The following is a 24,284-nucleotide window of genomic DNA, read 5'->3' as shown; positions in this document are numbered from 1 at the left end:
GGCCACGGCACACCGCCGCAACGAAAGGCTGCACCTTCGCCATGACCACCTTTCGACCCGCCCCGGCCTGGCTGGCCGACGCCGTCTTCTACCAGATCTACCCGCAGAGCTTCGCCGACTCGAACGGCGACGGCATCGGCGACTTCAACGGCATCACCGACCGCCTCGACCACCTCGCCTGGCTGGGCGTCAACACGGTCTGGCTCAACCCGTGCTTCTCCTCGCCCTTCCGCGACGCGGGCTACGACATCGACGACTACCTCGCCCTCGCCCCCCGCTACGGAACCGACGACGACCTCGCCCGGCTCGTGGCCGAGGCCGCCCGCCGGGGCATCCGGGTCCTGCTCGACCTCGTCGCCGGGCACACCTCGGACCGCCACCCCTGGTTCCTCGCGTCGGCCGACGACCCCGAGGACCACCGTTACATCTGGACCGACGGCGACCGTCCCGAAGGCTTCGTCGCCTCGCCGGGCCGCCGCCCCGGCGCGTACCTGCCGAACTTCTTCGACTCCCAGCCGGCACTCAACTTCGGCTATGGGCGCCGCGATCCGGCCCAGCCGTGGCGGCAGAGCCCCGACGCCGAGGGGCCGCGCGCCAACCGGCAGACGCTGCGCGACGTCATGGACCACTGGCTGCGGCTCGGACTCGCCGGTTTCCGCGTCGACATGGCCGCCTCGCTCGTCAAGGACGACCCGGACAAGCGGGCGACCGCCGCGATCTGGACCGAGCTGCGGCAGTGGCTGGACCGCATCCACCCGGAGGCTGTACTGCTGTCCGAGTGGGGCGACCCCGCCGTCTCCGTACCGGCGGGATTCCACGCGGACTTCTTCCTCCAGTTCGGCGGACCCACCAACGGCCGCCCCCTGCGCTCCCTGTGGAACAACCGCACCGGCACCGACGACGAGGACTGGGACCCCGTCGACTGCTTCTTCGACCCGGAGGGCAAAGGGACCCCCGCCCACTTCGTCGAGGCATGGCGAACGGCCGGGGAGGCCATCGGCGACAACGGCTTCACCGCTCTGCCCACGGCCAACCACGACTTCTCCCGCCTCAACTGCGGCGCGCGCACGCCCGAACAGCTCCCGGCGGCCTTCGCCTTCCAGCTCACCTGGCCCACCCTCCCCGCCATCTACTACGGCGACGAGATCGGCATGCGCTACGTCCCCGACCTGCCCGACAAGGAGGGCAGCGTCCTCGGGCCGCGCTACAACCGCGCCGGCTGCCGCACCCCCATGCAGTGGGACGGCACCGAGAACGCCGGCTTCTCCACCGCGCCGGCCGACGCGCTCTACCTGCCCCTCGACCCGGACCCCGCCCGACCCACGGTCGCCTCCCAACGCGCCGACGACGCCTCACTGCTGAATCTGGTCCGCCGCATGATCGCGCTGCGCCGCGGCGCACCGGAGCTCGGCCCGTCCGGCTCGGTGGAGATCCTGCACACCGGCTACCCGTTCGTCCACGTACGCGGCGGCCGGTACCTGGTGGTCGTCAACCCCGGCGCCGCCCCGGCGAAGGTCACGGTCGACGAGTCCCGTACCGCGGGCGCCCGCCCACTGGAGGCGCAGGGCCTTCACATCGCGGACGGCACGATCACGGCGGACGGCTTCGCGTACGGCGTGTACCGCCTCGCGCCGGGAGCCTGACGCGCCCGAGCGCCGACAGGCCCGTGCGGGATCGTCCCGCGCGGGCCGGGACCCGCCTCGTCAGGCCGCCACGACCCGCAGGCTCTCCATCGACGGGTCCGCAGCGTCCGGCACCAGCAGACCGGCGGCCGCGCCGCTGCGCAGATAGTCCAGCACTTCGGCCGTGATGCGCTCACCGGGGGCCACGGCCGGAACGCCGGGCGGATAGGGGCTGATCATCTCCGCCGCGATCCTCCCCACCGCCCGCGGGGCCGGAACCTGTTCCGCAGGTCCGAAGAACGCCGTACGCGGCAGCATGACCTGCTCCAGCTCCAGCGCGCCCGGCTCCGGCAGCGCCACCGGCGGCCCGCCGTCGACGGCACCGGCTCCCGCGGCCTCCACCAGCCGCGTCAGCGCGTGGAGGAACAGCTCCTCGGTCCGGTCGTCGTCGGCATGCGTGATCACGCCGCTGACCCGGCAGGTGTCGGAGGACCCCATGTCCACACGGCAGTTGGTGCGCAGCCACTCGGCGGCACGCATGCCGCTGATGCCGAGCTCCCGCACGTCGACCACGATCTTGAGCAGATCCAGGTCGGCCGCGAGGCCCGCCGCCACGATCTCGGGGCCCATCAGCCGCAGGCCCGGCAGGGCGGCCACGGCCTCCCGCAGCCGCCGGGCACGGCGCAGGGCGCCGTCGATGAGCTCGTAGCCCTGTTCCGCCATCTGCCGCCGCCAGCCGTCCAGGGACGCGTAGACCAGGGACGAGGCGCTCGTCGTGCCGAGCAGGTCCTCGCGCTGCTTGAGCGCGTCGCCCGACACGCGGTCGCCCTGGAGGTGGAACACCGAACTCTGCTCGACGGCGCTGCCCATCTTGTGCACGCTCGTGACGACGAGATCGGCGTCCGCGTCCATGCCCCAGGCCGGCAGGCCGTCGTGGAACGGCAGGTGCGCGCCCCACGCCTCGTCGACGATGAGCGGCACGTCCTGGGCGTGGCAGACCTTGGCCACGCCCGCGATGTCCGCGCACGACCCCCAGTCGGTCGGCGTGATCAGCAGCATGCCCTTCGACTCCGGGTGCTCTGCGAGGGCCCGCCGTACGTCGTCCGGTTCCGGCGGGTGCGCGAGGTGCCGCTCGGCGTCGAACGATGGGTGCACCCACACCGGATCGACACCGCTGACGATCACCGCCGCGATCACGGACTTGTGGGCGTTGCGGGACACCAGGAGCTTCTCGCCGGGCCCGGCGACGGCCAGCATCGACGACTTGACCGACAGGGAACTGCCGCACGTCGAGAAGAACGCCCGCTCGGCGCCCACCGCGTCCGCCATCAGGTCCTGCGCCTGGTCCAGGATGCCCTGCGACTCACGGCGGTCGTCCAGCCCGTTGAGGGACAGCACGTCGGAACGGAAGACGCCCTCGCCCATCACCTCCAGCACGCGTGGGTCGACGCCTCGGCCCTGCCGGTGCCCGGGCGGGCCGTAGACGGTGTCCCCGCGCCGGTGGAAATCCGCCAGGGCTTCGAGGACGGGCACACGGGAGTGGTCCATGGTGCGCCTCCTGGTCTCGCGTCGGCGTGCGGCCGGTACGTCCGCCGAATACGGCCGGTACGTCTGCCGACACGTGTTGCCGTCAGCGGCGTTCTCAAACCGGCGCCCGGCCCGCGTGGGGCGCCGGGCCCGGGGGATTCCTGCGGGACGATGCCGGACGTCCTGTCGAAACGGGCCTGCGCCGATCGACGTACGGGTGGAACCCGCGCACGGCGCACAGCGCGCACGGCGTACCGAGCATGCACACCTGGAGGAGCGACACATGACCCTTGTCACCGCGGACCTGGTCATGTCCCTGGACGGCTTCGTCGCCGGCACCGACGTCAGTGTCGACAACCCCGCCGGGCACGGGGCCGAGCCCCTGTTCCACTGGATCCACGACCTCGCGAGCTGGCGGGAGCGCCAGGGCATGACCGGCGGCGTGGAGAACCACGATTCGGAGATCCTGCGTGAGTGGTTCGACTCCACCGGCGCCGTCGTCATGGGCCGCCTCATGTACGACACGGGGGAGAAGCCGTGGGGAGACAACCCGCCCTTCCGGACTCCCGTGTTCGTGCTCACCCACCGCCCCGCCCCGACCCTGGTCAAGGAGGGAGGCACCAGCTTCACGTTCGTGACCGACGGGATCCACAGCGCACTGGAGCAGGCGAAGGCGGTGGCCGGAGACCGGAACGTCGACATCGCGGGTGGCGCGCACACCGTCCAGCAGTTCCTGCGCGCAGGGCTCGTGGACGAGTTCCAACTGCACGTGATTCCCGTGCTGATGGGCGGCGGCCTGCGTCTGTTCGACCACATCGGTCCGCAGCAGCGGAAGCTGGAGCCGATCCGGGTCGTCGGCACACCGCGCGCGACGCACCTGAAGTACCGGGTGCTCGACTGACGCTCTGTTCCGGCCGGGGCGGACGGCCGGCGGGGCGGTCCGATGTGTGCCGCTTGGCCAGAACGTCAGGACAGCGGCTACGGTGCTGAGGTGGTGATCACTGGGGAGAACTCGCCGCCGGGTACGGCGTTGCTGCTGGCAGCGGCTCCGGCCGGCAAAGGCCGTCTCGTGGACGCGGCGTCCGTGCTGCCGGCGCTCGCCGCCGTACCCGCCCCGGCGCTGACTGGTACGACGGGCACGGCGGCCACCGTGATCGAGCTCGCCGATCCGCTCGATCCGCAGACCGTACTGACCCGCATCCGTGCGGCGGCAGCGGCTCCCGGGCCGCTGTTCCTGTACCTCGCGGGGCAGTTGCACCTCGACCGCAAGCAGAGGCTGCTGCACTTCGCGCTCGCCCGCACGACGCCGGCGACCGTGCGGTACACGGCGCTGCCGTGGCACTGGCTGGCTGGGGAGGTCAGGGCACGCCGGCCCGGGACGACCACGGTGGTCGTCGACCTGGTCGCCGACGGCGAGGCGTGGCAGCACGTGCGGGAGGGCCGCGCCGGGCTCGGCCCCGGCACGCTGTTGTACGGCAGGATCGCGCCCGCTCCGGGCCGCCGTACGGTCGCGCAGCCGGCGTACCTCAAGGCGATGGCCGCGATCTGGCGCAGCGGCGCGCGGCCGTCCCTCGCGCAGCTGCACGAGCAGGCCGCGGCACAGTCCGACCAGCCGGCCGACGCGCTGCTGTTCCCGCTGCCGATACCGACGGCCTCTCACAGCTCAACGTCGCCCCGCCCCGCGCCCGTCCAGGTCCCGGTGCCCCCGCCGGTCGCGCGGGCGCCCGCGCCCGCGCCGGTCGGCGTCCCAGCGCCCACCGGCGAGCCACCCACCTCCGCGGCCGTGCCCGTGCCCGCCCCGGCACCGCCGCCCGCCACGCAGGCACCCGCACTCGCGCCGCGCCCGACTCCTTCGGCCGTACCCGCACCCGCCACGCAGGCACCCGCGCCCGCGCCGCGTCCGACTCCGTCACCCGCGCCCGTGCAGCCCGCCACGCCCGAGTCGACGCCTGCATCGGAAGCAAGCGGCCCCTCCCCGTACGCCGCCGGGGAGGACCCGCATCCGGCCATCCTCGCCGCGGCACGCGCCGGGCGGCACAGCGAGGCCGCCGCTGCCGCGGCCGCATGCGAGGGCGAGGCGCTGCGGGTGTACGGAGCCGGCTCGGCGCAGGCGCTGCACTGGCTGGAGGTACGGGCCGATCTCGCCCGCCTCGCCCGGGACCCCGCCCGTAGCTGCGAGTTGTGGATGGCGGTGGCCGACGCCCGGCTCAGACGGCAGCAGACCGCGGACGACCCCGATGTCGAGGGGGCCGTCGATCGCGCGCACCACCAGTGGGAACAGGTCCGCGACGCCGCGCGGGCGCGGGGGCTCGCGCCGGAACTCGTGCGGTTGCGCAGGCGCGTACCGGGTCGTCAGCGGGGCGCGCTGCAGTTGCTCCAGCGCAGGCTGGAGCAACTGCAGTAAGGAGACCGGTCACGTGCATGGCCCTTCTCGTCCCGGGGGCTGCGGTGTTACGATCCGTTGCGGAACGGAATGAAAACAGGGGAGGCAGGATGCGAGTCAAGGATTTCGACCACCTCGTGCTCAACGTCGAGGACGTCGAGCGTGCACTGGAGTTCTACTGCGGACCGCTCGGACTCGAGCCGGTCAGGGTGGCGGAGTGGCGCGCGGGCAAGGCGCCGTTCCCCTCGGCACGGATCAGCCCGACCGCGATCATCGACCTGGTCAGCCGACCCCGTGGCGAGTCCAACGTCGACCACATCTGCCTCGTCGTCGATCCGCTCGACTGGCAGGAGGTCGTCGACTCCGGCCGGTTCACCGTCCTCGAGGGCCCGGTCGACCGCTACGGCGCCCGCGGCAGCGCGCAGTCGATATACGTGCAGGACCCGGACGGCAACACGGTCGAACTGCGCTGGTACCCGCAGGATGCCGCCGACTGAGCCCCGTCGCGGGCGGCCCCGCGACCCGGCGATCGACGCCGCCGTACTGTCCGCGGCTGTCGACGTCCTGCGGGAGCAGGGGTACGCGGGATTCGCCCTGGAGCGGGTCGCGGCGAGGGCGGGCACGACGAAGCCGTCGATCCGGCGCCGCTGGCCGGTCAGGCAGGACCTGGTCATCGATGCCCTCGCCTCGGCCCTCGTCACGCCACCGGTCCCGGACAGCGGCTGCACCCGCTGCGACCTGACCGAGAGCGTGCGGCTGCTGGCCGAGACGCTGCACGACCGGCTCCCGCCCGGCGTCCTCGCCCCGCTGCTGGCCGACTGCGCACACGACCCGGCGCTTCACCGCCGCCTGGTGGAGACCGTCGTGCAGCCCAGCCGGCGAGCCGCGGCGGTCGCCGTGCGGCGCGCGGTCGACCGGGGCGATCTGCACGACGACGTCGATCCCGAACTGCTCGTCGACCTGCTCGCGTCGACGGTCTACCAGCGTGCACTTTTCGGTGACGGACCAGTCGGCGGGACGTCCGCACGCCCGCTGGTGGACCTGCTCCTGCGCGGGGTGGCCGTCGACTTCGACCGGCTGGTGCGGATCAGCGAGCTGCCCCCCGGCGCCCGGCACCGCCACTGACGGACAGGAGTCGGGGGTGCCGGACCAGGCGTCAGGGCACGAGCGGACGGACCTTCTCCGCGACGAACCGTACGAAGCCCTCCGGGTCCGGTTCGTCGGCGGTCGGCTGCAGCACCACCGTGTCGGCCCCGGCGTCCACGAGCCGCTGAACGGCCTCGGCCACCGCGCCCGCGTCCCCGGCGACACCCAGCTCCGGCACCGACTCCGCCCGCGATCCCGCCAGTTCGCCCCGGAGCCGGTCGGCGGACCCGGGGCCGGTCGCGGTGTGGAGGTAGACGACCACCGGGTGGGGGCCGGTGCGTCCGCCCGCCGCTCGGCCCTCGTCGATGAGCTTCCGGGCCCGGCGCACCCCGTCGGCCGGCACGCTCGCGTCCAGCACCGTCCCGTCGGCCGCTTCGCCCGACAGCCGCAGCGACTTGGGCCCGAGGGCGCCGGCGAGCACCGGCGGCGCGACAGCCGGCGGCCAGTCCAGGGCGACGCCGTCGAGCTTCACGTAACGGCCCTCCACCGTCAGCCGCTCGCCGCCCAACAGGGCCCGCATCGCCAGCAGATGCTCGCGCAGCAGGGTGACGGGTGACTCGACCCGCGCCCCGACCTGGCCCATCCAGTCCTGTACACCATGACCGAGCGCCAGCGTGATGCGGCCGGGGAAGAGACGCAGGAGTGTGGCGGCCTCCATCGAGGCCAGCGCCGCATTGCGCAACGGGACCGGCAACAGGCCCACGCCCACGCACAACCGCTCCGTCCAGGCGAGCGCGGCCGCCGCGGTGGCGATGCCGCTCTCGAGGAAGCAGTCCTCCCAGAGCCACAGCTCCTCCAGACCTGCCGCGTCGGCCGCACGGGCCATGCCACGAAGCCGTTCAGGGGGCAACTGCGGCCGGAACACCGCACCGAGAGTAGTCATGGACCCCTTCCTACCCATCCGTTCCCGCGCCTACAAGGCCGCGTCGTCCGCACGTGCTGCGCTCCGGGCCGGGACAGCATGCCGGACCTGCGCATTTTTGGGTGGACATGCGAGCTATGTCGGGTCGTGCAAGGCTGAACGCGCCCAGAACCCCACCTCGAAGGAGAGACTGATGGGTATCAAGGACCAGTTCCAGGACAAGGCCGAACAGCTCCGGGACCAGGCGCAGAAGCGCATGGAGGATGCCAAGTCGCGCGGCCGGCAGTCCCAGGAGCGCGGCCGGCAGGAGCGCGAGCGCGGCCGGCAGGACCGTGAACCGCGCCAGGAGATGCTGGACGAGGACGAGGACCGCTACTAGAGCTGATCCGGGCTGTCACGTCACAGCAAGGGGCGCACCCTGCCCGGGTGCGCCCCTTTGCTCGTGCCCGGCGCGTACAGGCGGATCAGCAGGTGCGGCCCGTGCGGAACGCTCCCTGGATCGTGCTCGACGCGGGCTCCTGATCAGGGCCGCGGACCCTCAACTACAGTCGGGGAGCAGCCCGATCGGACCTCGGAGGCTCCCGTGACCCAGCACCTCACCGTCGTCACCGGCGGCGGCCGCGGCATCGGCGCCGCGATCTGCGCACGCCTCGCCGCCGAAGGCCACGACGTGGTGGTCGGCTACCGGTCCGACGAAGACGCCGCGCAGGCCGTCGTCAAGGCGGTCAACGACTCCGGAAGGCGCGCGCTCGCGGTCTCCGTCGACACCGCCGACGAGACCTCCGTGGACCGGCTGTTCGACCGTGCCGCAGAACTGGGCACCGTCACGGGCCTCGTCAACAACGCCGGTGTCAGCGGCCCCAACGGCCGCCTCGCCGACGCCGACGCCGCGGGCATGCGCCGTGCCCTGGACGTCAACGTCCTCGGCTACCTGCTCTGCGCGCGCCGCGCCGTGCGGGACATGACCGGCTCCGGCGGCGGTGCCATCGTGAACATCTCCTCGGCGGCCGCCACCCTCGGCAGCCCGGGCCAGTACGTGCACTACGCCGCGACCAAGGCCGCGGTCGACGCCATGACGGTGGGCCTGGCCAAGGAGGTCGCGGCCGACGGCGTGCGCGTCAACTGCGTGGCGCCCGGCATCGTCTGGACCGAGTTCCACGAGGATCCGCAGCGCCCCGCCAAGCTCGCGGGCACGATTCCGCTCGGCCGGGCGGGACGGCCCGAGGAGATCGCCGGATCGGTCGCCTGGCTGCTCTCCGATGACGCGTCGTTCACCACGGGCGCGGTGCTGCGGGTGGCCGGCGGCATGTAGGACCGCCGTCGCGCGGTGCGCCCGGCCCGACATCAGCGGGCGGGCTCGGCCCCCTTCAGCACACCCACCTTGTCGATGCGGTGTTCGGGGTTGCCCCGGTCGTCACGCCAGAAGTTTCCCGCGGCGTCGTCCTCGGGGGTCGCGCAGGTCGAGACCGTGATCATGGGCTTGACCGGCCGCTCGCCGGGACGGCCGGGGACGGCCGCCCGCTGCTCGGCGAGGGAGCGCTCGGAGCGGAAGGAGGTGGACCGGGTCTCCGTGATCTCGTACTCGTACACGCGGCCGCCCGCCCGGACGAACACCGACTCGCCCTCGTCGAGCGACGGCAGATCGCGCAGCGGGCCTCCCGCGGAGAGGCGGTGGGCGGTGACCAGGTAGTTGCCGACCTCGCCGGGGCCGACGCCGCCGTTCTCGCCGTACGGGCTGGCGCCGACGCCGCGGTTCTGGATCCGGGTGCCGGGCCAGTCGTCGGTCGTGCCCTCGTACGGGACGACCTTCAGCTCGGCCAGTCCGATCGACGGTATGGACAGCAGCGCCGTCTCCGTCCGTGGCCGAGGCGGCTCGGGGGACGGCGTCGGGGACGCCGTACCCGCCGCGGGCTCCGTCGGGGTCGTCGCGGCGGAGGAGGCGGAGGCGGCGGCCGGGCGCTCGACCGTGGCCTGGGCGCCGCCCGCCGTCCGGGGCTCCGCGGAGGCACTGGCGCCCGCGGTGGCGGTGCATCCGGCGAGCACGGTGATGAGCCCGCCCGCGAGGGCGAGGGGAACAGCTCGGAGAAGAGTCATGGGAAACCCGGATCGTCAGCCGGCGGAACGGCCGGCGCTCCGGCGCGGGCGCGCCGATCACGCCAATAGCCGTTTTCGGACAGAACCACGATATTCGACCGAATGTTCCCTCGATCCGGCCGGGGCGTGCACCCCTCGATCCGTGCAGGTCAGCGCCCTGTGTCAGTGCCGCATGCCAGCATGAGGACGTGACTAACCTGGCCCATCTGAAGCAGCTGAGGTTCGCCAAGGACGCGATGGATCGCGACTGGAGGGAGCCGCTCGACCTCGACGCGGTCGCCGCCCACGCCGGGTACTCGCGCTATCACTTCGTGCGTGCCTTCAAAGCGGTCTACGGGCAGACGCCCGGCCGGTATCTGTCCGGCCGCCGCATAGAGCGGGCGGAGGAGATGCTCCGCACGGCGAACCTGTCCGTCACCGAGATCTGCACCCTCGTGGGATTCACCAGCCTCGGGACGTTCTCCGCCCGTTTCAAGCGGCAGACCGGACTGTCCCCCAGCGAGTACCGCGCGCGGCACGTCGGCCGCGGTGCCGCTCTCATACCGGGGTGCTACGCGATGCTGTGGGCCGGCGGATTCTCCCCGGCCAAGGAGCCGTCCGGACGCAGGGGCGGCGCGGGAGACCGCAATTCTGAAGAAGCGGGCTGAGCGGGCCGCTGCCTACGGTGGCAGGGCAACGGACATCCCCCTTCCTCAGGAGCACGTCATGATCAAGGGTCTCGCCATCACCACCGTCTGGGTGCTGGACCAGGACCGGGCCAAGGAGTTCTACACCGAGAAGCTGGGCCTTGAAGTGCGGACGGACCTGACCATGGGCGAGGGCGGCATGCGCTGGATCACCGTCGGGGCCCCGGACCAGCCCGACGTGATGCTCACGCTCATGGTCCCGGGCCCGCCCGCCATGGACCCCGAGTCCGCGGAGGCCATGAAGAAGCTCGTCTCCAAGGGGATCCTCGGCGCGGGCGTGCTCGCCACCGACGACATCCACGGCGACTACGAGAAGCTCAAGGCGCGCGGTGTGCAGTTCCTGCAGGAGCCGCAGGAGCGTCCGTACGGCACCGAGGCGATCTTCCGCGACGACTCGGGCAACTGGTTCTCGTTCACCCAGGCCCGCGAGGGCGACCTCGACCTCGACAAGGACTGGGCCTGCTGAACGGCGCTCCGCGCGCGGGGGAGGGGGGCGGACCCGGCACCGGCAACCCCCTCTCCCCGAAGGCGGAGCCGCCCATGCGCTGCGTCGCCGCTGGTCATGTCCCCCTGCAGGCCGCGCTGTTCGACAGATGGCGCAGGACGAGTATGGTCGAACGCAGTCCCCTGCTGCAATTGCAGATGGGATTGCACGCGTGGGCCCAGGGTGACCGGATCGTGAGCGACGAGGGGCTGGTGGCAGTGGAGTTCGTCAACGGCATGGACGCCGGAGCGCTGACCGCGGTGTCATGGGTCAAGAGCAGTCACAGCAACGCCACGGGAAACTGCGTGGAGTTGGCCGCCCTGCCGGGAGGCGGAATCGCCGTCCGCAACTCCCGCGACCCGCAGGGGCCCGCGCTCGTCTACACCCGCGAGGAGATCGCCGCCTTCGTGGCGGGCGCTCGCGACGGTGACTTCGATGGGATGCTCGGCTGAAAATCACCCACTCGGGGTGTCCGGTCCCTTGGTGCGCGCAGACGGGGCCTGGGACACTGGCGCTTCTCCTAGTCTCCGCAGGAGTGTGCGATGACTGCCGCCGATACGAGCCCGTCGTTGTTCGTTCGGCCGCTGGGAGCGGTCGAGAGCAACCCGACCGCCCTGAAGCTCATTCTCGGCGGCAAGTTGCGCGAACTGCGGATGAGCGCGGGTCTCGATCCCGTCGACGTCGACGGCAGGCTGGGCTTCTCACGGTCGAAGACCAGTCGCATCGAACTGGGCCGGCACGGCTGCAAGCCCTCCGACGCACTGGCCCTGCTGAGCCTCTACGGGGTCCGGGCCGAGCCGCAGATCGCGGAGTTCATGCGCCTCGTGCAGCAGTCCCGCCGCTCGGACTGGTGGCGGTCCTTCAGCGATGTCCTCTCGGACTTCTTCACGCCGCTCGTCTCCCTGGAGGGCGCCGCGGCCACGATCCGCACCTACGAGTCCTTCTACGTCCCCGGTCTGCTCCAGACGCCCGCGTACACGCGCGCCGTCATCCAGTCCGGGCCGGGAAACCTGCTCGCCCACGAAGTCCAGCGCCGCGTCGATCTGCGACAGGAACGGCAGCGGCAGCTCGACCAGCCGGACGCGCCGCGCCTGTGGGCGGTCATCGACGAAACCGTACTGATGCGCTCCGTCGGCGGCCCGCGGGTGATGCGCGAACAGCTGCGGCACCTCGTCACGATGATGCAGCGCTCCCACGTCACCCTGCAGATCGCACCGCTCGACGTGACGGCCGCCGTGGGCATGGGGACGGGCGTGAGCTACCTGCGCTTCGCCCGTGGTGACCTGAAGGACGCGGTGTACATCGAGCACCTCACGGACAGCACCTTCTCGCAGAAGCCGTCGACCGTCGAGCAGTACCGCGACATGCTCGACCGGCTCTGCGCGTGCGCGCTCACCCCCAAGGAAACGCTGCAGACGCTCGAGGAGCGTCTGGCAGCGATGTGATCCCCGTCCGGGGGGCTCGCCGGAGCCGGCTCAGGCGAGCCGGCCCACACCGCCCCACTCGATCCACTCGTCCGTCTGCTGCCCGCGTCCATGGAAGTCAGGCTGTGGGACGCACATGCTAGGGAGCACACGCGCGGCGGTACAGATGAAGCGTCGAGTGACGCATTGTGCGCGGCGTGTTTCGGCCACTGCCGTGAGGAGGGGACACGTCACCGAAGGGGCCGGCGGAGGCAGGTCGGCGCCCGGCCGGCGGTCAGCCCGTGATGCGGACGTCCAACCGCACGCACGCTTCCCAGGTGGTGTTGTCGCCGGTCACATGGATCCGCACGTCGACGTTCTGACCAGCCATCAGCGAGGAGGGGGCCATCTCGTGCGTGACGGTGTAGAGCGCGCCGGCCTGTACGGCGCCGATCGAACCACGGGCGTACACGAACGTGCCGAACGCGCCCTCGGTCCGCACGCGGAGCTGGGTGGTCGCGTGGGAGTGCGCGGGGCGGTAGTCCATCTCGAGTCGTGTCGTCCGGTCCACGTCGAGGGTGATCGGACCCGTGTCCGTCGCCGTGTGGCCGAGGACACGGAGGTCGGAGACCGTGCCCTTCCCGCCGCACTCCTCGCCCGGGCCGACGGGACCGGCGTGGGCCTGGGCGGTGGACAGGACGAGGGCGAGCGCGCAAGCGGCGGCTGAGTAAGTGATCTTCTTCACGCCCGCCCCAGCGAGGCGTCTGCGCGCTTGTCACGGCGGCGTGGGCCGCGCAGGTCCCTCCCGGTGTGCAAAAGCAGGCGAACAGAGCACAGGCCGTCGATTCACCCGTGCCCGCGTGCCCGGATCACGGGTGGGACGGTGTGTCCGGACGGTCACGCGGTGTGCCTACGCGGGGGCCGACGGTCAGGGGCCGCCGGCCCACCCCGTACACTCGGCCCCTGCTTCCGGCAGTACCGCGTGAAGCCCGTGCCCCGGCACGGAACCGTGCCAGGGCACCGGCCCAGGGCCATCGAACGAAGGGACTTATCGTGAGCTCCGCAGACAGGGCTGACGCACCGATCTACGACAGCCTGGTCGAGGAGCGGGGCGACGTCCCCGCGGATGTCCGGCAGACCGCCGAGGAGACGCTGCGCGAGGTGAGCCGCACGCTCGGCTTCGCGCTGCCGGGCTCGGCGGCACGCCGCTAGCCGTCCCGGCGGACCGCCTCAGCGTTCCTGGTCGACCGCGAACGAGCAGAGCCGCGTCAGCTGCTCCGTGCTGTCGTTGTCGTCCGAGAACGGGGCGGGTGCCCCGACGGGCACGGCTGCCCGGCCCGCCCCGCACAACACGCCATGGTGACAACGCCGTTGCCCCACGGCCGGTTCCCCAGCGGCGGCACCGGAGGTACGCGCCTTTCCACGGCCGTGTCCCCATGAACACCGGCCTCGCTTCCGGCTGTCGCGGCCCCGTCTTTCGTGGTGCACTTGAGGGAACGGGAGCCGGGGCCCATGACGACACGACGAGGACAGCACCACAGACGGAGCGGCCGGGCCGCGGCCGCGCTGACCGCTGTGTCCCTCGTGCTCGGGCTCTTCGGCTGCTCGGACGGGGACGACCGCCCCGAGCCGACCCGCCCGCCGACGACCGCACAGCAGCGCATCTCCTACTTCACCGGCCTGCCCGCCGAACCGGGCCCGGTGCTCGCCGTCAAGGTCGACAATGTCCGCCCCGCCCGCCCGCACACCGGGCTCGACGCGGCCGACCTCGTCTACGTCGAGCAGGTCGAGTCGGGCCTCAGCCGTATCCTCGCCGTGTACGCGTCCCGGCTGCCGCCGCAAGTCGGCCCAGTGCGCAGCGCCCGCGAGTCGGACCTCGAACTGCTGCGCCAGTTCGGCCGGCCGGCGCTCGCCTACTCGGGCGCGCAGTCCGCGCTCGGACCGCTGATCGACGCGGCTCCCGTCGTCGCCCTTCCCCAGGGCAGGGTGCCGGACGCGTACGTCCGCGGCAGCGACCGCCCGGCCCCGCACAACCTCTACCTGCGTCCCGGGAAGGTGCTCGCCGGGGCCCGTGGCGTGAGCGACGCCTCGGACATAGGACTGCGCTTCGGCGCCGCCCCCGCGGGCGGGCGGCCGGCCGCGGAGCACACGGTCCGCTACCCGTCCGCCAGCTACGCCTTCACCTGGTCCGCGGCCGAGAAGCGGTGGCGGGTGGCCATGGATGGGACCGCGGCCCGCACCACCGACGGCAAACGGCTCGCCCCGGCGACGGTGGTCGTCCAGTACACCGAGGTCCGCCCCTCGCAGTTCCGTGACCGAGGGGGCAACGTGTCCCCGTACACCGAGACGGTCGGCTCGGGCCGGGCGCTCGTCCTGCGCGACGGCCGTGCCCACGACGCCCGGTGGCAGCGGGAGTCGGCGGCGGGCGACACGGTGTTCACGACCGCCGCGGGGGAGCGGCTGAACTTCGCGCGCGGCCAGGTGTGGATCCTCCTCACCGCCCGCTGAGACACCGTGCGCCGTCCTCCCTGCCCGCCGCCCGCGGGCAGCTCGGGCCGTGCGGCGGACATCCCGCCGTTCGCCTGCGTCGCTGCCCGGCCCGCGGCCCGATCGCTGATGTGATGGCGTCCGTACCAGCGGCGGTTGCACGGAGGTGGCCCTTGTCGGCACGGCACGAGGGGCAGGGGCACGGGGAGGGGCGGGTGCGGGAACGGCTGGCGGCGATCGAGCGGGCCCTGGAGGTCATCGGCACCACACTCGAGGAGCGGACCGTCTGCCGGGAGCTGGCCGAGTTCCTGTGCCCCTCCCTGTACGAGGCCGCCGCCGTCGACGTCCTGGCCGAGGACATCGCCGCGGACCGGCCGCACGCGCACGGCCCGCTGACCCGCGCCTGTGCACGCGGCCGCGACGACCTCCTCGCCGCCGGGGCCGACGTCGCCGCACGGTCGGTGGCCGCCCTGGACGAGGGCCACGCCATCCGCACGGTCACGACCGTCACCGGAGGCGGGCCCGTCACCCGTCTGCACGTACCGCTCCTCGCCCACGGCCGCGCCTACGGCGTCCTCGTCGCCGCCGCTTCGGGCGAGGGCTTCACCGACGACGAGACCGCGACGCTCCACTACGCGGCCCGCCTGGCCGCCGTCCTCGTCGGCCACGCGCGCGCCTACTCCTCCGTGCACAGCGCCGCGCTCAACCTCCAGCGCGCGCTGCTCGCCGAACCCGGCAGTCCGCACCCCAACCTGGAGGTCGCCACCCGCTACCTGCCGGCCGGAGGCGGCGCCCTCGTGGGCGGGGACTGGTTCGAGACCGTACGCCTCCACTACGGCCGGAACCTACTCGTCGTCGGGGACGTGATGGGCCACGGACTCGACGCGGCCGTCGACATGAACGCCTACCGTTCCGAGCTGCGGTACGTGGCCTCCGCGGACCTGCCCCCGCACCGGGTGCTGCGCCAGCTCGACGCCACCGTCGCCGCGAGAGCCGGCCGCCGCCCGGCCACCTGCCTGATCATCCGCGTCGATCCCGCCCGGCGCGTGGCCGCGTTCGCCAGCGCGGGCCATCTGCCGCCCGTCCTGTTCACCGCCGACAACGTGGCCGAGGTCGTTCCCGTGCCGGTCGGCCCGCCGCTCGGCACCGGCGTCGGCGGGTACGAACTCATCACCCGCACCATGACTCCGGCACAAACCCTGCTGCTGTTCACCGACGGTCTCGTCGAACGCAGGGGAGAGGACATCGACGTCTCGCTGGCACGCCTCGCCGGGCAGTGGTTGCGGCCCGGTGCCGGCGTCGAGGAACTGCTCGACACGGTCGTCGACCGCTTCGACGCCCAGCACGCCGAGGACGACGTCGCGGTCCTCGCGGCCCGTATCCGCCGCCGCCCTCACCACGAAGCCGACGAATCCGTGACGGCACCGCCCCCGGAGGCGCTCTGAGGAGCTGTCATTCGGTGCCCTACGCCCGCGGCAGTCGCCGCACGGACGGGATCACCAGCAGTACGCCCACGGCCAGCGCGCCGAGCACCACGCCGCCCAGCAGGACCTGCCGGGTGCCGAGCGCCTCGGCGGCGGGTCCGGCGAGTGCCCTGCCCGCCGCCAGCATCAGCAGCGAACCGGCGACGTCATAGGCGTGCAGACGGTTCAGCGCCTGCTGCGGCACATGCGTCTGCACGGCCGTCGACCACATCACGAGCCAGTACGCGAAGGCGACTCCGACCACGAACTGACCGACGCCCAGCGCGACGACGGACACGTCGGAGGCCAGCAGGGCGAGGTTCACCGGCACCCCGAGCAGGGCCACCGCGCCTGCCGCGAGCGGCCGCGCGGGACGGGACCGCAGCGCCAGCAGACCGCCGACCGTGCTGCCCGCACCGTTCACCGCCATCAGCAGTCCGTACGACGCCGAGCCGTACCGGTCCGTCACCAGCGCCGCCGTGAGCGGCAGCATCGGCCCGAGGACCGTCAGCCCGTACACCGTCCAGACCGCGATCACCTGCCACAGCCAGCTGCGGGCCCTGAAATCGCGCCATCCGTCGACCAGTTCCGCCATCATCGACCCGCGGTGCACCTGGTCGCCCGGCAGCGGAACCAGCCGCATCAGTGCCAGACACACGGCACTGACACCGAACGTCGCGGCGTTGGCCCCGAAGACGGCACCCGCGCCCGCCAGCCCGACGACCAGCCCGGCGAACGCGGGCCCGGCCATCGTCATGAGCGCCTCACTGACCCGCAGGACGGCGTTGGCACGCTGGACGTCCGCCGATAGCCGCGGGATGGTGCTCGCCACCCCTGGCTGGAAGAGGGCGGCGCCGACACCGCTGACCGCGCTGAGCACGTACACCGACCACAGGGGCGGACTGCCCGCGGCGAACAAGGTGGCGAGCGTCGACGCGCCGGCCAGCCGGAGCACATCCGCGATGATCATCATGCGGCGGGCCGTGAACCGGTCCGCCAGCACCCCGCCGAACAGCACCAGCAGCGCGAACGGACCCATCCACGAGCCCAGCGCATACCCGACGGAGGACGCGGGACGGCCCGCGTCGAGCAGGCCGGCGGCCAGCGCCACGGGCACCATCCCGTCGCCGAAGACGGCGACGGAACGCGCCACGAAGAAGAGCCGGAAGTTGCGGTTCCACAGGCTGGGCGGTTCGCTCGCCACCGCCATGGGGTGGGTGCCGGCCGTCGCTTGAGGGGCGGGAACCTGCCGGCCCGCGGGAGTCTTTTCGGTCACGGGTGTGACATGTATCAGGCCAGAGGTCTGGACCACCAACGGTTTAACTGGCCTCGGCGCAAGGGATTGCCCCCGAACTCCCCGCCGCAGAGGCCGCGTTGGACCGGGGCGGGCTGGGGAGGCACAGTGATCACGTGGGTATGCTGCGGGCGCGGTGCTGCGGGGCTTGACGGGGCGGGTCTCGGCTTCCCTGTGTCCTTCCTTGTTCTCTGGAGGTTGTGGTGACCACTCCTTTCTCCGACCCGTCGGGTACGCCCGACGCCGTTCCGCCCGTGGGGTGCCCGGCGCACGCGTCCGGTGGGGCGGGGCGGCGGCGCTTGTACGGGCCGGAGGCGGACACTCCGTATACCCTGTACGACGCGCTCCGGCGGGAGCACGGTCCGGTCGCGCCCGTGCTGCTGCCCGGGGACGTCCCGGCCTGGTTCGTGCTGGGGCACCGCGAAAACCTCGAAGTGATGCGCTCGCCCTCGCAGTTCTCCTGCGACTCCCGCATATGGAACATCCGGCTCCAGCCGGACTCCCCGCTGCTGCCGATCACCGCGTGGCAGCCGCTGCTCGTCTTCGCCGACGGGCAGGAGCACGCGCGGCTGCGCTCCGCGGTCACGGACAGCCTCGCCCGCTTCAACCGCAACGGTGTACGCCGCTATGTGGTGCGCTACACCCACCAGTTGATCGACTCCTTCGCCGGCGTCGGCCACGCCGACCTGGTGGCCGACTTCGCCGAGAAGCTGCCGGTGCTCGTCCTGGCGCGGCAGTTCGGCGTCCGGGAGTCGGACGCGCCGGCACTGGGCGCGGCCGTGCGCGACATGGTCAAGGGCACCGAGACGGCGCTGCAGAGCAACGAGTTCGTGGTGTCCGTCATGGCCGAACTGGTGCAGCGCAAGAAGGAGCAGCCGGGCGAGGACTTCACCAGCTGGCTGCTCGCCCACGAGTCGTCCCTGACCGACGACGAAGTCCGGGAGCATCTGCGCCACGCGATGGTCGCCGCGAACGAGAACACCACGAACCTCATCGCCAACACGCTCCGGATGGTTCTCACCGACCGCCGCTTCCGCGCGAGCCTGTCCGGCGGTTCGATGACGCTGCCCGACGCCCTGGACCAGGTCATGTGGGACGCGCCCCCGCTCGCGGTCGGCGCGTGCCGCTGGGCGACCGGTGACACCCGGCTCGGCGACCAGCAGATCAACGAGGGCGACCTGGTGCTCCTGGGGCTCGCGGCGGGGAACGTGGACCCGGAGATCCGGCCCGATCTGTCCGCGCCGGTACACGGCAACCGCTCGCACCTGGCGTTCAGCAGCGGACCGCACGAGTGCCCGGGCCAGGACATCGGGCGCGCCATCGCGGACACGGGCATCGACACGCTGCTCGCCCGGCTGCCCGACGTGCGGCTCGCGGTCACCGAGGGCGAGTTGCAGGTGACGGCCTCGCTGGTGTCCAGTCGGCTCAACAACCTGCCGACCCGCTTCACTGCCCGACACCCCCTGCGCGACGGCGACACGGGCGCGATCCCGGTCGCGGCCGCGCCGGCGGCCTCGGCGGGACGCCCGCTCCCGGCCGCCGCGCCGGCCCCCGAGCCGACCCCGGCGGCCCCGACCCCGCGCACGCCGTGGTGGTCCCGCCTCGTCGGCCGCTAGGCACGTCCGGGCGGCCGGTGCCGCCCCATGCGTGGCCCGGCCGAAGAGCCGCCGGGGCGGCTCCGATGCCGCGGGCCGACGGCCTCGGTACCCGGGGGGTGCGCAGGTCCCCGGTAGCGGCTCTGCCTCCTCGCGCGTCCTGGGCCGGCGAGTCGTCCGGTCATGCCCTCGGACGATCGGGCGGCGAGGGTGACACCCGGCCGGGCCGACGGCGCGACCGACGCCGGACGTGCCGCCTGCGAAGCAGGCGTAGCGTCCCGCGCGGTCCCCCGGCACCTGCACCGGCGCGGGATCCGGGGCCGTGCTCCCGCACCGGTGGGACAAGGCCGCAAACCGGAGCCGGGCGGCGGCGGCCCGGACACGCTCCCCGTCAGTTCCGCGGGACCCCTTCGAACGGGCGGAGCCGTACCGGCAGGGTGCGGAAGCCCTGGAGCGCGATCGAGGAGAGGCGGTCCGGTTCACCCGCCGGGGCCAGCCCGGGGAAGCGGCCGAACAGCGTGCCGAGCGCGATCTCCGTCTCCAGCCGGGCCAGCCGCGCGCCCAGGCAGTAGTGCGCGCCGAACCCGAAGGCGACATGGTCGCGGCGCGTGGGCCGGGTGAAGTCGAACTCGTCCGGCCGCTCGTGCCGGACCGGGTCACGTCCCGCGGCGAACAGGCTCGCGATGACCGGCTCGCCCTGCGCGATCCGCACCCCCGCGATCTCGGTGTCCTTGACCGCGTATCTCATCAGCGCGTGCGGCACCGGTGAGGAGAAGCGGAGCCCCTCGTCCGCGACCGCCGACCACGTGTCCGGATCGTCCGACTCCAGGGCCCGTGCGAGCGCGGCCGGGTTCGCCAGCAGCGACTGCACCGTGTTGGTGATGGCGTTGATCGTCGTCTCGTGGCCGGCGATGAGGACGAGGAACAGGGTCTCCACCAACTCCTGCTCGCTCAGCCGGTCGCCGTCGTCGCGGGCCTGGATCAGAGCCGTCGTCAGATCGTTGGCGGGCACCGCGCGCTTGGCCTCGATGAGCGCGCCCAGCGACGCGTAGATGTCCGCGACGGCGACGCGGATGTCACCGGCCCCGCCGCCTTCCTGCTGCGGGGTCACCAGCCGGTCGAAACGGTGGCGCAGCTCGGACACCGCGGTGTCCGGCACCCCGAGCACCTCGCAGATGACTCGTACGGGCAGCGGGTAGGCGAACTGCTCGCGCAGGTCCACCGTCGCGCCGTCGCCCTTCGCCTCCGCCTGGTCCAGCAGCTCGCCGGCGATCTCCTCGATACGCGGCCGCAGGGCCTCGATGGGCGCGCGGGAGAACGCGGAGCTGACCAGGTGCCGCAGCCGGCGGTGGTCCGCGCCGCCCTGGTGGAGCATGGCGGCACCGCGGACCAGGGCGATGAGTTCCCAGTCGTCCGGTATGCGGCCCTCGGCCAGATCGGGCCAGTACGCGGGGTCCTTCGTCAGATCCTCGTGGCCGAGCACCTGCTGCGCGGTGGCCAGGTCGGTCGCGGTCCAGGCAGCGACGCCGCCCGGCAGTTCGACCGCGACCAGCGGGCCCAGAGCACGCAACGCGCGGGCCTGGGCGACCGGGTCGGCCTGGGGGTCGAGCACGAAGGGCTTGCGGCGCAGCAGTTCCACGGACACTCCTTGTTCGAGACGACAGCCCGGGGAAGCGTAATGAAGCCACCGTGGCGATCACAGGGGACGAAAGGCGAAGGGACCTGGACGGAACGGCCACGAAACGGCTCGTTGGAGCACGGGGAAGGGGGGAACCCGGGGGGCTCGGGGAGGGACGGGAAGCCAGCACGCTCAGGAAGGCGGTCGGACCCATGGAACCCCACCTCGACACCCGAGGCCCCGCGGCGCACAGCGACCGCACCGGTGGCCGCGCCCCCGCCGTCGACGAGGCGCGCGCGGCGCTGGCGTCGACCGGCGTGTACTTCATGCCGCCGGAAACGGTTCTCGCGTCGCTCGGCGCCGACGGGCCCCACTGGCCCGACTGGGCCGTGTTCGCCGCCCACTGGAACGACCTGGCGGAGGACCCGTACGCGGCACAGCGCGGTACCCGCAGGCTGCGGCGCTACGGCCACTTCGCGTGGGATTCCGCCACCGGCGGCATACGGATGCTCCCGCACGAGGTGTTCGTGCAGCCGGAGCACACGAACCCGCTCTACGACACGGTCGACCGCCATTTCGAGCCCCTGACGCGCGCTTGCGCCGACGACCCCGTCCTGCGGTCCCTTCTCGGCCTGCTGGGGCGCATCGCGGGGGCACTGGACGGGGCCGGGGAGTGGAGCGTCAAGGTCCATCCGTTCCGCGTGGTCGCGACGGCGGACGGCGCGGGGGAACCGACTCCCGAGGGGCGTCACCGGGACGGCGTCACCCTCGTGTCCTCGCTGCTCGTCGCACGGAACAACGTCTCGGGCGGCGAGAGCACCGTCTTCACTCCGGAGGGACGTCAGCTGCTGTCGACGACGCTGCGCGACCCGGGAAGCCTCCTGCTCAACGACGACCGCGTCACGCTCCACGGGGTGTCCTCCGTCCGCGCGGTCGACCCCGCACGCCCGGCCCACCGCGACGTCCTGGTCACCACCTTCACGCCCGTCTGACGGCATCGGCCCCGTGCGCGGCGGGCCCCGGCCCGGCTCCGGCGAGCAGGCCGTCCACGACGTCCGTCAGCCGGGAGCGCCGCTGCCACAGGGCGCGCTGCCTGCGCGCCCCGCACCCGTGCGTGGCCAGCCGCCCGAGGAACGCCGTCACCCGGTCCAGGTCCCCGCACTCCCGCAACACCTCCCGGACGTGCCCCACCAGACGGGCCGCCTGGACCTCGAACGGCACCACCTCCTCGGTGGTTCCGTCCAGTCCCGCCCCCGCCCAGCCGTCGCGCGCCGCCCGCCAGTACGAGGCGCGCAGCAGCTCACCGGAGGTGCGCGGACCTGGATCGCCCTGCCGGACCAGCGACACCGAGCGCACCACCAGCGCCCGCACGAGCGCGGCGAGCGCCGCCGTGTCCGCCGCGTCGGCCGGAACGTCCATGACACGGACCTCCAGCGTCGGCACACGCGGATTGGGCCGCAGGTCCCAGAAGGGATTGTTGGCGTCGAGCATCGCCTCCGACGCCTCCAGCGCCGCCGTCAGCCGCTCGTAGTGCGCCAGCGAGTCGGCGTACGGCGGCGCGCCGAGCGCGGGGAAGCCGAGCCGCACGACGGTGCGCCAGCTCGCGTAGCCCGTGTCGCGGCCGTGGAAGTACGGCGAGTTGGCGCTCATCGCCACCAGCAGCGGCAGCCACGGCCGCACGTGGTTGCCGGCCAGCACCGCGGTCTCCCGCTCCGCCACGTGGACGTGCACATGGGCGGAGCAGACGGTGAAGTCGTCGAGCATCGCGCCGAACTGCCGCACGCCGGCCCGGTAGCGCGGATGGTTGCCGACCACTCGCGCTCCGGGGCCGCCGATGACGGGTGTGCCGCTCGCACACAGCGCCAGGCCCTCGGCACGGGCGGCCCCGGCCGCCGCCGCCCGTACGGATTCCAGCGACCGGTGCACCGCTCCGGCGTCGGCGCACGGCGGTGTGCGCACCTCGACCTGGCTGTCGTGGAACTCGCCCGCCACCAGGTCGCCGGCCGTCCCCCGGGCACGCGCCACGACGCGGGGACCGGCCGCCTCCAGCGCCCGGCTGTCCGCCCGTACGACGAAGAACTCCTCCTCCACCCCGACGGTCGGCATCCGGCCGTCGCCGGACACCGGCTCGGGCATGGCCACCACCTCCGCCCGCCCGGGTACCCCGGCTGACCGGCACGATGCCCGCGCGTGCCCGCGGCCGGCGGTCACGGCGGTTCGGCGGACCTGTGGCGCAGGCGGTCGAGGCGGGTGATGACCGGCGTGGCCGCGGCCCCGTGGACCATCACGGACGCGAGAACCGTGAACGCAACCACGGCCCACAACTGCTCGGCGCGGCCTTCGAAGCCGTCGTGGCCGAGGGCGTACGCGAGGTAGAACAGCGAGCCGATGCCCCGGATGCCGAACAGCGACGTGACCAGCCGCTCCCGGGGTCCGGCCGGGAACCCGGTCTGGGCGGCCCAGCCCGTGACGGGGCGCACGACCAGGAGGAGCAGACCCGACAGGAGCGCCCCCTGCCAGGTCAGGGCCGCGAGCCCGCCAGCGGCGAGGAAGCCGCCCAGCAGGAACAGCAGCACAGCGGTCAGCAGCCGCTCGATCTGCTCGGTGAACTCGTGGAGCACCTTGTGGTAGCCGTGGCTGCGCTCCGCTGCGCGGATCGTGCAGGCGGTGACGAACACGGCGAGGAACCCGTAGCCGTGCAGCAGCTCGGCGATGCCGTAGGACACGAAGGTGGCGCCCAGGGCGACGAAGCCCTCCATGTGCTCCGAGAGCCGCAGCGCCGACGCCTTGGCACGGAAGAACATCCGGCCGAGGAGCCAACCGGTGGCCAGACCGGTCCCCAGCCCCACGGCGACCCGGCCCAGGACGTCCGTCAGCAGCCAGCCGCCCAGCCAGTCGGCCGACCAGCCGGAGCCCGCCGCCGCGGACAGGGCCAGTGCGGCGATGACGAAGGGAAAGGCCAGGCCGTCGTTCAGCCCCGCCTCGCTGGTCAGGGTGAAGCGCACCTCGTCCTCGTCCTCCTCGGCGTCGGTCGGCTCGCCGACCCGCACCTCCGCGGCGAGCACGGGGTCGGTGGGCGCCAGCACGGCCGCCAGCAGCAGGGCGGCGGCGGGCGGCCAGCCCAGCAGCCAGGCCGCGAGCGCCGCCGTCGCGGCCACGGTGAGCGGCATGGTGATCCCCAGCAGCCGCCAGGTGCCCGCCCACGCCCGCAGCCCGACCGGCCGGTTGATCGCGAGCCCCGCGCCCATCAGGGACACGATCACGCACACCTCGGTGACGTGCTCGACCCACAGCCGGTCGCGCACCGGGTCCACGGTCGGCAGCGGAACGGGGAACACCGCGGCGAGCACCCCCGCGGCGAGGAACACCATGGGCATCGACAGCGGTCGCCTGAACACGATCCGCGGCACGACGGCGGCGGCCAGCGCCCCGATTCCCAAGGCCGCGTAGACGGCGTCCGAGAGCATCATCCCGGCCATCCTCACTCAGCGTTGTCGGCCCGGCAGGTCGGCGCATACCCCCGCACACGCCCGGGCACGCGTCAGGCGGCGCGGGCCCGGCGCCGTGCATGGAGGCCGGGCCTCCGGGTAACCGGGCTTGGCGGGCGGCGGGCAGGCCGG

General features: G+C 73.0%; 24 protein-coding genes. 16 read left to right on the top strand and 8 right to left on the bottom strand.

Going from position 1 to position 24,284, the window contains the following annotated elements; all coding sequences use genetic code 11:
- Positions 1 to 41: 41 nt before the first annotated feature.
- Positions 42 to 1,643 carry an alpha-amylase family glycosyl hydrolase gene (locus ACLB9X_RS09615; protein ID WP_410359836.1) on the top strand — a complete coding sequence of 534 codons (1,602 nt, stop codon included), beginning with the start codon at positions 42 to 44 and terminating at the stop codon, positions 1,641 to 1,643.
- 60 nt (positions 1,644 to 1,703) lie between these two features.
- Here the strand turns inward: ACLB9X_RS09615 and ACLB9X_RS09610 are convergent, their stop codons facing one another.
- Positions 1,704 to 3,170 (bottom strand): aminotransferase class I/II-fold pyridoxal phosphate-dependent enzyme, encoded by a 1,467-nt coding sequence (locus ACLB9X_RS09610; RefSeq protein ID WP_410359835.1) that lies wholly within the window; start codon positions 3,168 to 3,170, stop codon positions 1,704 to 1,706.
- A gap of 262 nt (positions 3,171 to 3,432) precedes the next feature.
- Here ACLB9X_RS09610 and ACLB9X_RS09605 point away from each other — a divergent pair, with 262 nt between their 5' ends.
- The 4 genes from ACLB9X_RS09605 to ACLB9X_RS09590 all read left to right on the top strand — a co-directional run bounded on the left by ACLB9X_RS09605 (position 3,433) and on the right by ACLB9X_RS09590 (position 6,657).
- Positions 3,433 to 4,050, top strand: a complete 618-nt coding sequence (locus ACLB9X_RS09605) for a dihydrofolate reductase family protein (RefSeq protein ID WP_410359834.1) — start codon at positions 3,433 to 3,435, stop codon at positions 4,048 to 4,050.
- A 90-nt stretch (positions 4,051 to 4,140) separates the two neighbouring features.
- Positions 4,141 to 5,553, top strand: a complete 1,413-nt coding sequence (locus tag ACLB9X_RS09600; protein ID WP_410359833.1) for a hypothetical protein — start codon at positions 4,141 to 4,143, stop codon at positions 5,551 to 5,553.
- Positions 5,554 to 5,642: 89 nt separating this feature from the next.
- Positions 5,643 to 6,029, top strand: coding sequence for a VOC family protein (locus tag ACLB9X_RS09595; RefSeq protein ID WP_410359832.1), 387 nt, complete (start codon positions 5,643 to 5,645; stop codon positions 6,027 to 6,029).
- Positions 6,016 to 6,657, top strand: coding sequence for a TetR/AcrR family transcriptional regulator (locus tag ACLB9X_RS09590; protein WP_410359831.1), 642 nt, complete (start codon positions 6,016 to 6,018; stop codon positions 6,655 to 6,657). The genes ACLB9X_RS09595 and ACLB9X_RS09590 overlap by 14 nt, the downstream gene beginning before the upstream one ends.
- A 31-nt stretch (positions 6,658 to 6,688) precedes the next feature.
- On the opposite strand, the gene ACLB9X_RS09585 is transcribed toward ACLB9X_RS09590, so the two are convergent.
- Positions 6,689 to 7,561: an LLM class flavin-dependent oxidoreductase gene (locus ACLB9X_RS09585; RefSeq protein ID WP_410359830.1), complete on the bottom strand. Its 873-nt coding sequence runs from the start codon at positions 7,559 to 7,561 to the stop codon at positions 6,689 to 6,691.
- Between the two features lie 172 nt (positions 7,562 to 7,733).
- Between ACLB9X_RS09585 and ACLB9X_RS09580 the strand changes: the two genes are divergently transcribed.
- Complete coding sequence (locus ACLB9X_RS09580) at positions 7,734 to 7,919, top strand: hypothetical protein (RefSeq protein WP_410359829.1); 186 nt, start codon at positions 7,734 to 7,736, stop codon at positions 7,917 to 7,919.
- A 204-nt stretch (positions 7,920 to 8,123) separates the two neighbouring features.
- A complete protein-coding gene (locus ACLB9X_RS09575) occupies positions 8,124 to 8,852 on the top strand; it encodes a glucose 1-dehydrogenase (protein WP_410359828.1) in 729 nt (242 codons plus the stop codon).
- A gap of 32 nt (positions 8,853 to 8,884) precedes the next feature.
- Here the strand turns inward: ACLB9X_RS09575 and ACLB9X_RS09570 are convergent, their stop codons facing one another.
- A complete protein-coding gene (locus ACLB9X_RS09570) occupies positions 8,885 to 9,634 on the bottom strand; it encodes a class E sortase (RefSeq protein WP_410359827.1) in 750 nt (249 codons plus the stop codon).
- A gap of 236 nt (positions 9,635 to 9,870) precedes the next feature.
- Here ACLB9X_RS09570 and ACLB9X_RS09565 point away from each other — a divergent pair, with 236 nt between their 5' ends.
- The 4 genes from ACLB9X_RS09565 (at position 9,871) to ACLB9X_RS09550 (ending at position 12,249) form a co-directional block, all read left to right on the top strand.
- Positions 9,871 to 10,281 (top strand): helix-turn-helix transcriptional regulator, encoded by a 411-nt coding sequence (locus ACLB9X_RS09565; RefSeq protein WP_410360086.1) that lies wholly within the window; start codon positions 9,871 to 9,873, stop codon positions 10,279 to 10,281.
- A gap of 58 nt (positions 10,282 to 10,339) precedes the next feature.
- The gene (locus ACLB9X_RS09560; protein ID WP_410359826.1) at positions 10,340 to 10,786 is read left to right on the top strand and encodes a VOC family protein; all 447 of its coding nucleotides are present in this window, start codon (positions 10,340 to 10,342) and stop codon (positions 10,784 to 10,786) included.
- A gap of 254 nt (positions 10,787 to 11,040) precedes the next feature.
- The gene (locus tag ACLB9X_RS09555) at positions 11,041 to 11,256 is read left to right on the top strand and encodes a DUF397 domain-containing protein (protein WP_410360085.1); all 216 of its coding nucleotides are present in this window, start codon (positions 11,041 to 11,043) and stop codon (positions 11,254 to 11,256) included.
- 90 nt (positions 11,257 to 11,346) lie between these two features.
- Positions 11,347 to 12,249 carry a helix-turn-helix domain-containing protein gene (locus ACLB9X_RS09550; RefSeq protein WP_410359825.1) on the top strand — a complete coding sequence of 301 codons (903 nt, stop codon included), beginning with the start codon at positions 11,347 to 11,349 and terminating at the stop codon, positions 12,247 to 12,249.
- A gap of 253 nt (positions 12,250 to 12,502) precedes the next feature.
- Here the strand turns inward: ACLB9X_RS09550 and ACLB9X_RS09545 are convergent, their stop codons facing one another.
- Positions 12,503 to 12,952: a hypothetical protein gene (locus tag ACLB9X_RS09545; RefSeq protein ID WP_410359824.1), complete on the bottom strand. Its 450-nt coding sequence runs from the start codon at positions 12,950 to 12,952 to the stop codon at positions 12,503 to 12,505.
- Positions 12,953 to 13,260: 308 nt separating this feature from the next.
- Here ACLB9X_RS09545 and ACLB9X_RS09540 point away from each other — a divergent pair, with 308 nt between their 5' ends.
- The 3 genes from ACLB9X_RS09540 to ACLB9X_RS09530 all read left to right on the top strand — a co-directional run bounded on the left by ACLB9X_RS09540 (position 13,261) and on the right by ACLB9X_RS09530 (position 16,139).
- The gene (locus ACLB9X_RS09540; RefSeq protein WP_410359823.1) at positions 13,261 to 13,419 is read left to right on the top strand and encodes a hypothetical protein; all 159 of its coding nucleotides are present in this window, start codon (positions 13,261 to 13,263) and stop codon (positions 13,417 to 13,419) included.
- A 300-nt stretch (positions 13,420 to 13,719) separates the two neighbouring features.
- Positions 13,720 to 14,715 carry a DUF3048 domain-containing protein gene (locus tag ACLB9X_RS09535; protein ID WP_410359822.1) on the top strand — a complete coding sequence of 332 codons (996 nt, stop codon included), beginning with the start codon at positions 13,720 to 13,722 and terminating at the stop codon, positions 14,713 to 14,715.
- Between the two features lie 152 nt (positions 14,716 to 14,867).
- The gene (locus tag ACLB9X_RS09530; protein WP_410359821.1) at positions 14,868 to 16,139 is read left to right on the top strand and encodes a PP2C family protein-serine/threonine phosphatase; all 1,272 of its coding nucleotides are present in this window, start codon (positions 14,868 to 14,870) and stop codon (positions 16,137 to 16,139) included.
- A 19-nt stretch (positions 16,140 to 16,158) separates the two neighbouring features.
- Here ACLB9X_RS09530 and ACLB9X_RS09525 read toward each other — a convergent pair whose 3' ends face one another.
- Positions 16,159 to 17,367, bottom strand: a complete 1,209-nt coding sequence (locus tag ACLB9X_RS09525; protein ID WP_410360084.1) for an MFS transporter — start codon at positions 17,365 to 17,367, stop codon at positions 16,159 to 16,161.
- Between the two features lie 287 nt (positions 17,368 to 17,654).
- Between ACLB9X_RS09525 and ACLB9X_RS09520 the strand changes: the two genes are divergently transcribed.
- Complete coding sequence (locus ACLB9X_RS09520; RefSeq protein ID WP_410359820.1) at positions 17,655 to 19,067, top strand: cytochrome P450; 1,413 nt, start codon at positions 17,655 to 17,657, stop codon at positions 19,065 to 19,067.
- 370 nt (positions 19,068 to 19,437) lie between these two features.
- Here ACLB9X_RS09520 and ACLB9X_RS09515 read toward each other — a convergent pair whose 3' ends face one another.
- Positions 19,438 to 20,685 (bottom strand): cytochrome P450 family protein, encoded by a 1,248-nt coding sequence (locus ACLB9X_RS09515; RefSeq protein WP_410359819.1) that lies wholly within the window; start codon positions 20,683 to 20,685, stop codon positions 19,438 to 19,440.
- Between the two features lie 191 nt (positions 20,686 to 20,876).
- Here ACLB9X_RS09515 and ACLB9X_RS09510 point away from each other — a divergent pair, with 191 nt between their 5' ends.
- On the top strand, positions 20,877 to 21,656 hold the full coding sequence (locus tag ACLB9X_RS09510) for a 2OG-Fe dioxygenase family protein (RefSeq protein ID WP_410359818.1): 780 nt from the start codon (positions 20,877 to 20,879) through the stop codon (positions 21,654 to 21,656).
- Here the strand turns inward: ACLB9X_RS09510 and ACLB9X_RS09505 are convergent.
- Both ACLB9X_RS09505 and ACLB9X_RS09500 read right to left on the bottom strand, forming a co-directional pair.
- Positions 21,643 to 22,800, bottom strand: coding sequence for a glutamate--cysteine ligase (locus tag ACLB9X_RS09505; protein ID WP_410359817.1), 1,158 nt, complete (start codon positions 22,798 to 22,800; stop codon positions 21,643 to 21,645). The two genes, ACLB9X_RS09510 and ACLB9X_RS09505, sit on opposite strands and share 14 nt — an antisense overlap.
- Before the next feature lie 71 nt (positions 22,801 to 22,871).
- Positions 22,872 to 24,134, bottom strand: a complete 1,263-nt coding sequence (locus ACLB9X_RS09500; RefSeq protein WP_410359816.1) for a cation:proton antiporter — start codon at positions 24,132 to 24,134, stop codon at positions 22,872 to 22,874.
- Positions 24,135 to 24,284: the final 150 nt, after the last annotated feature.

This window comes from Streptomyces sp. 5K101 (genome assembly GCF_046506645.1).
Taxonomy (GTDB): Bacteria; Actinomycetota; Actinomycetes; order Streptomycetales; family Streptomycetaceae; genus Streptomyces.
Note: the sequence above shows the minus strand (reverse complement) of the source record. Positions and strands in the feature narration are given on the sequence as shown.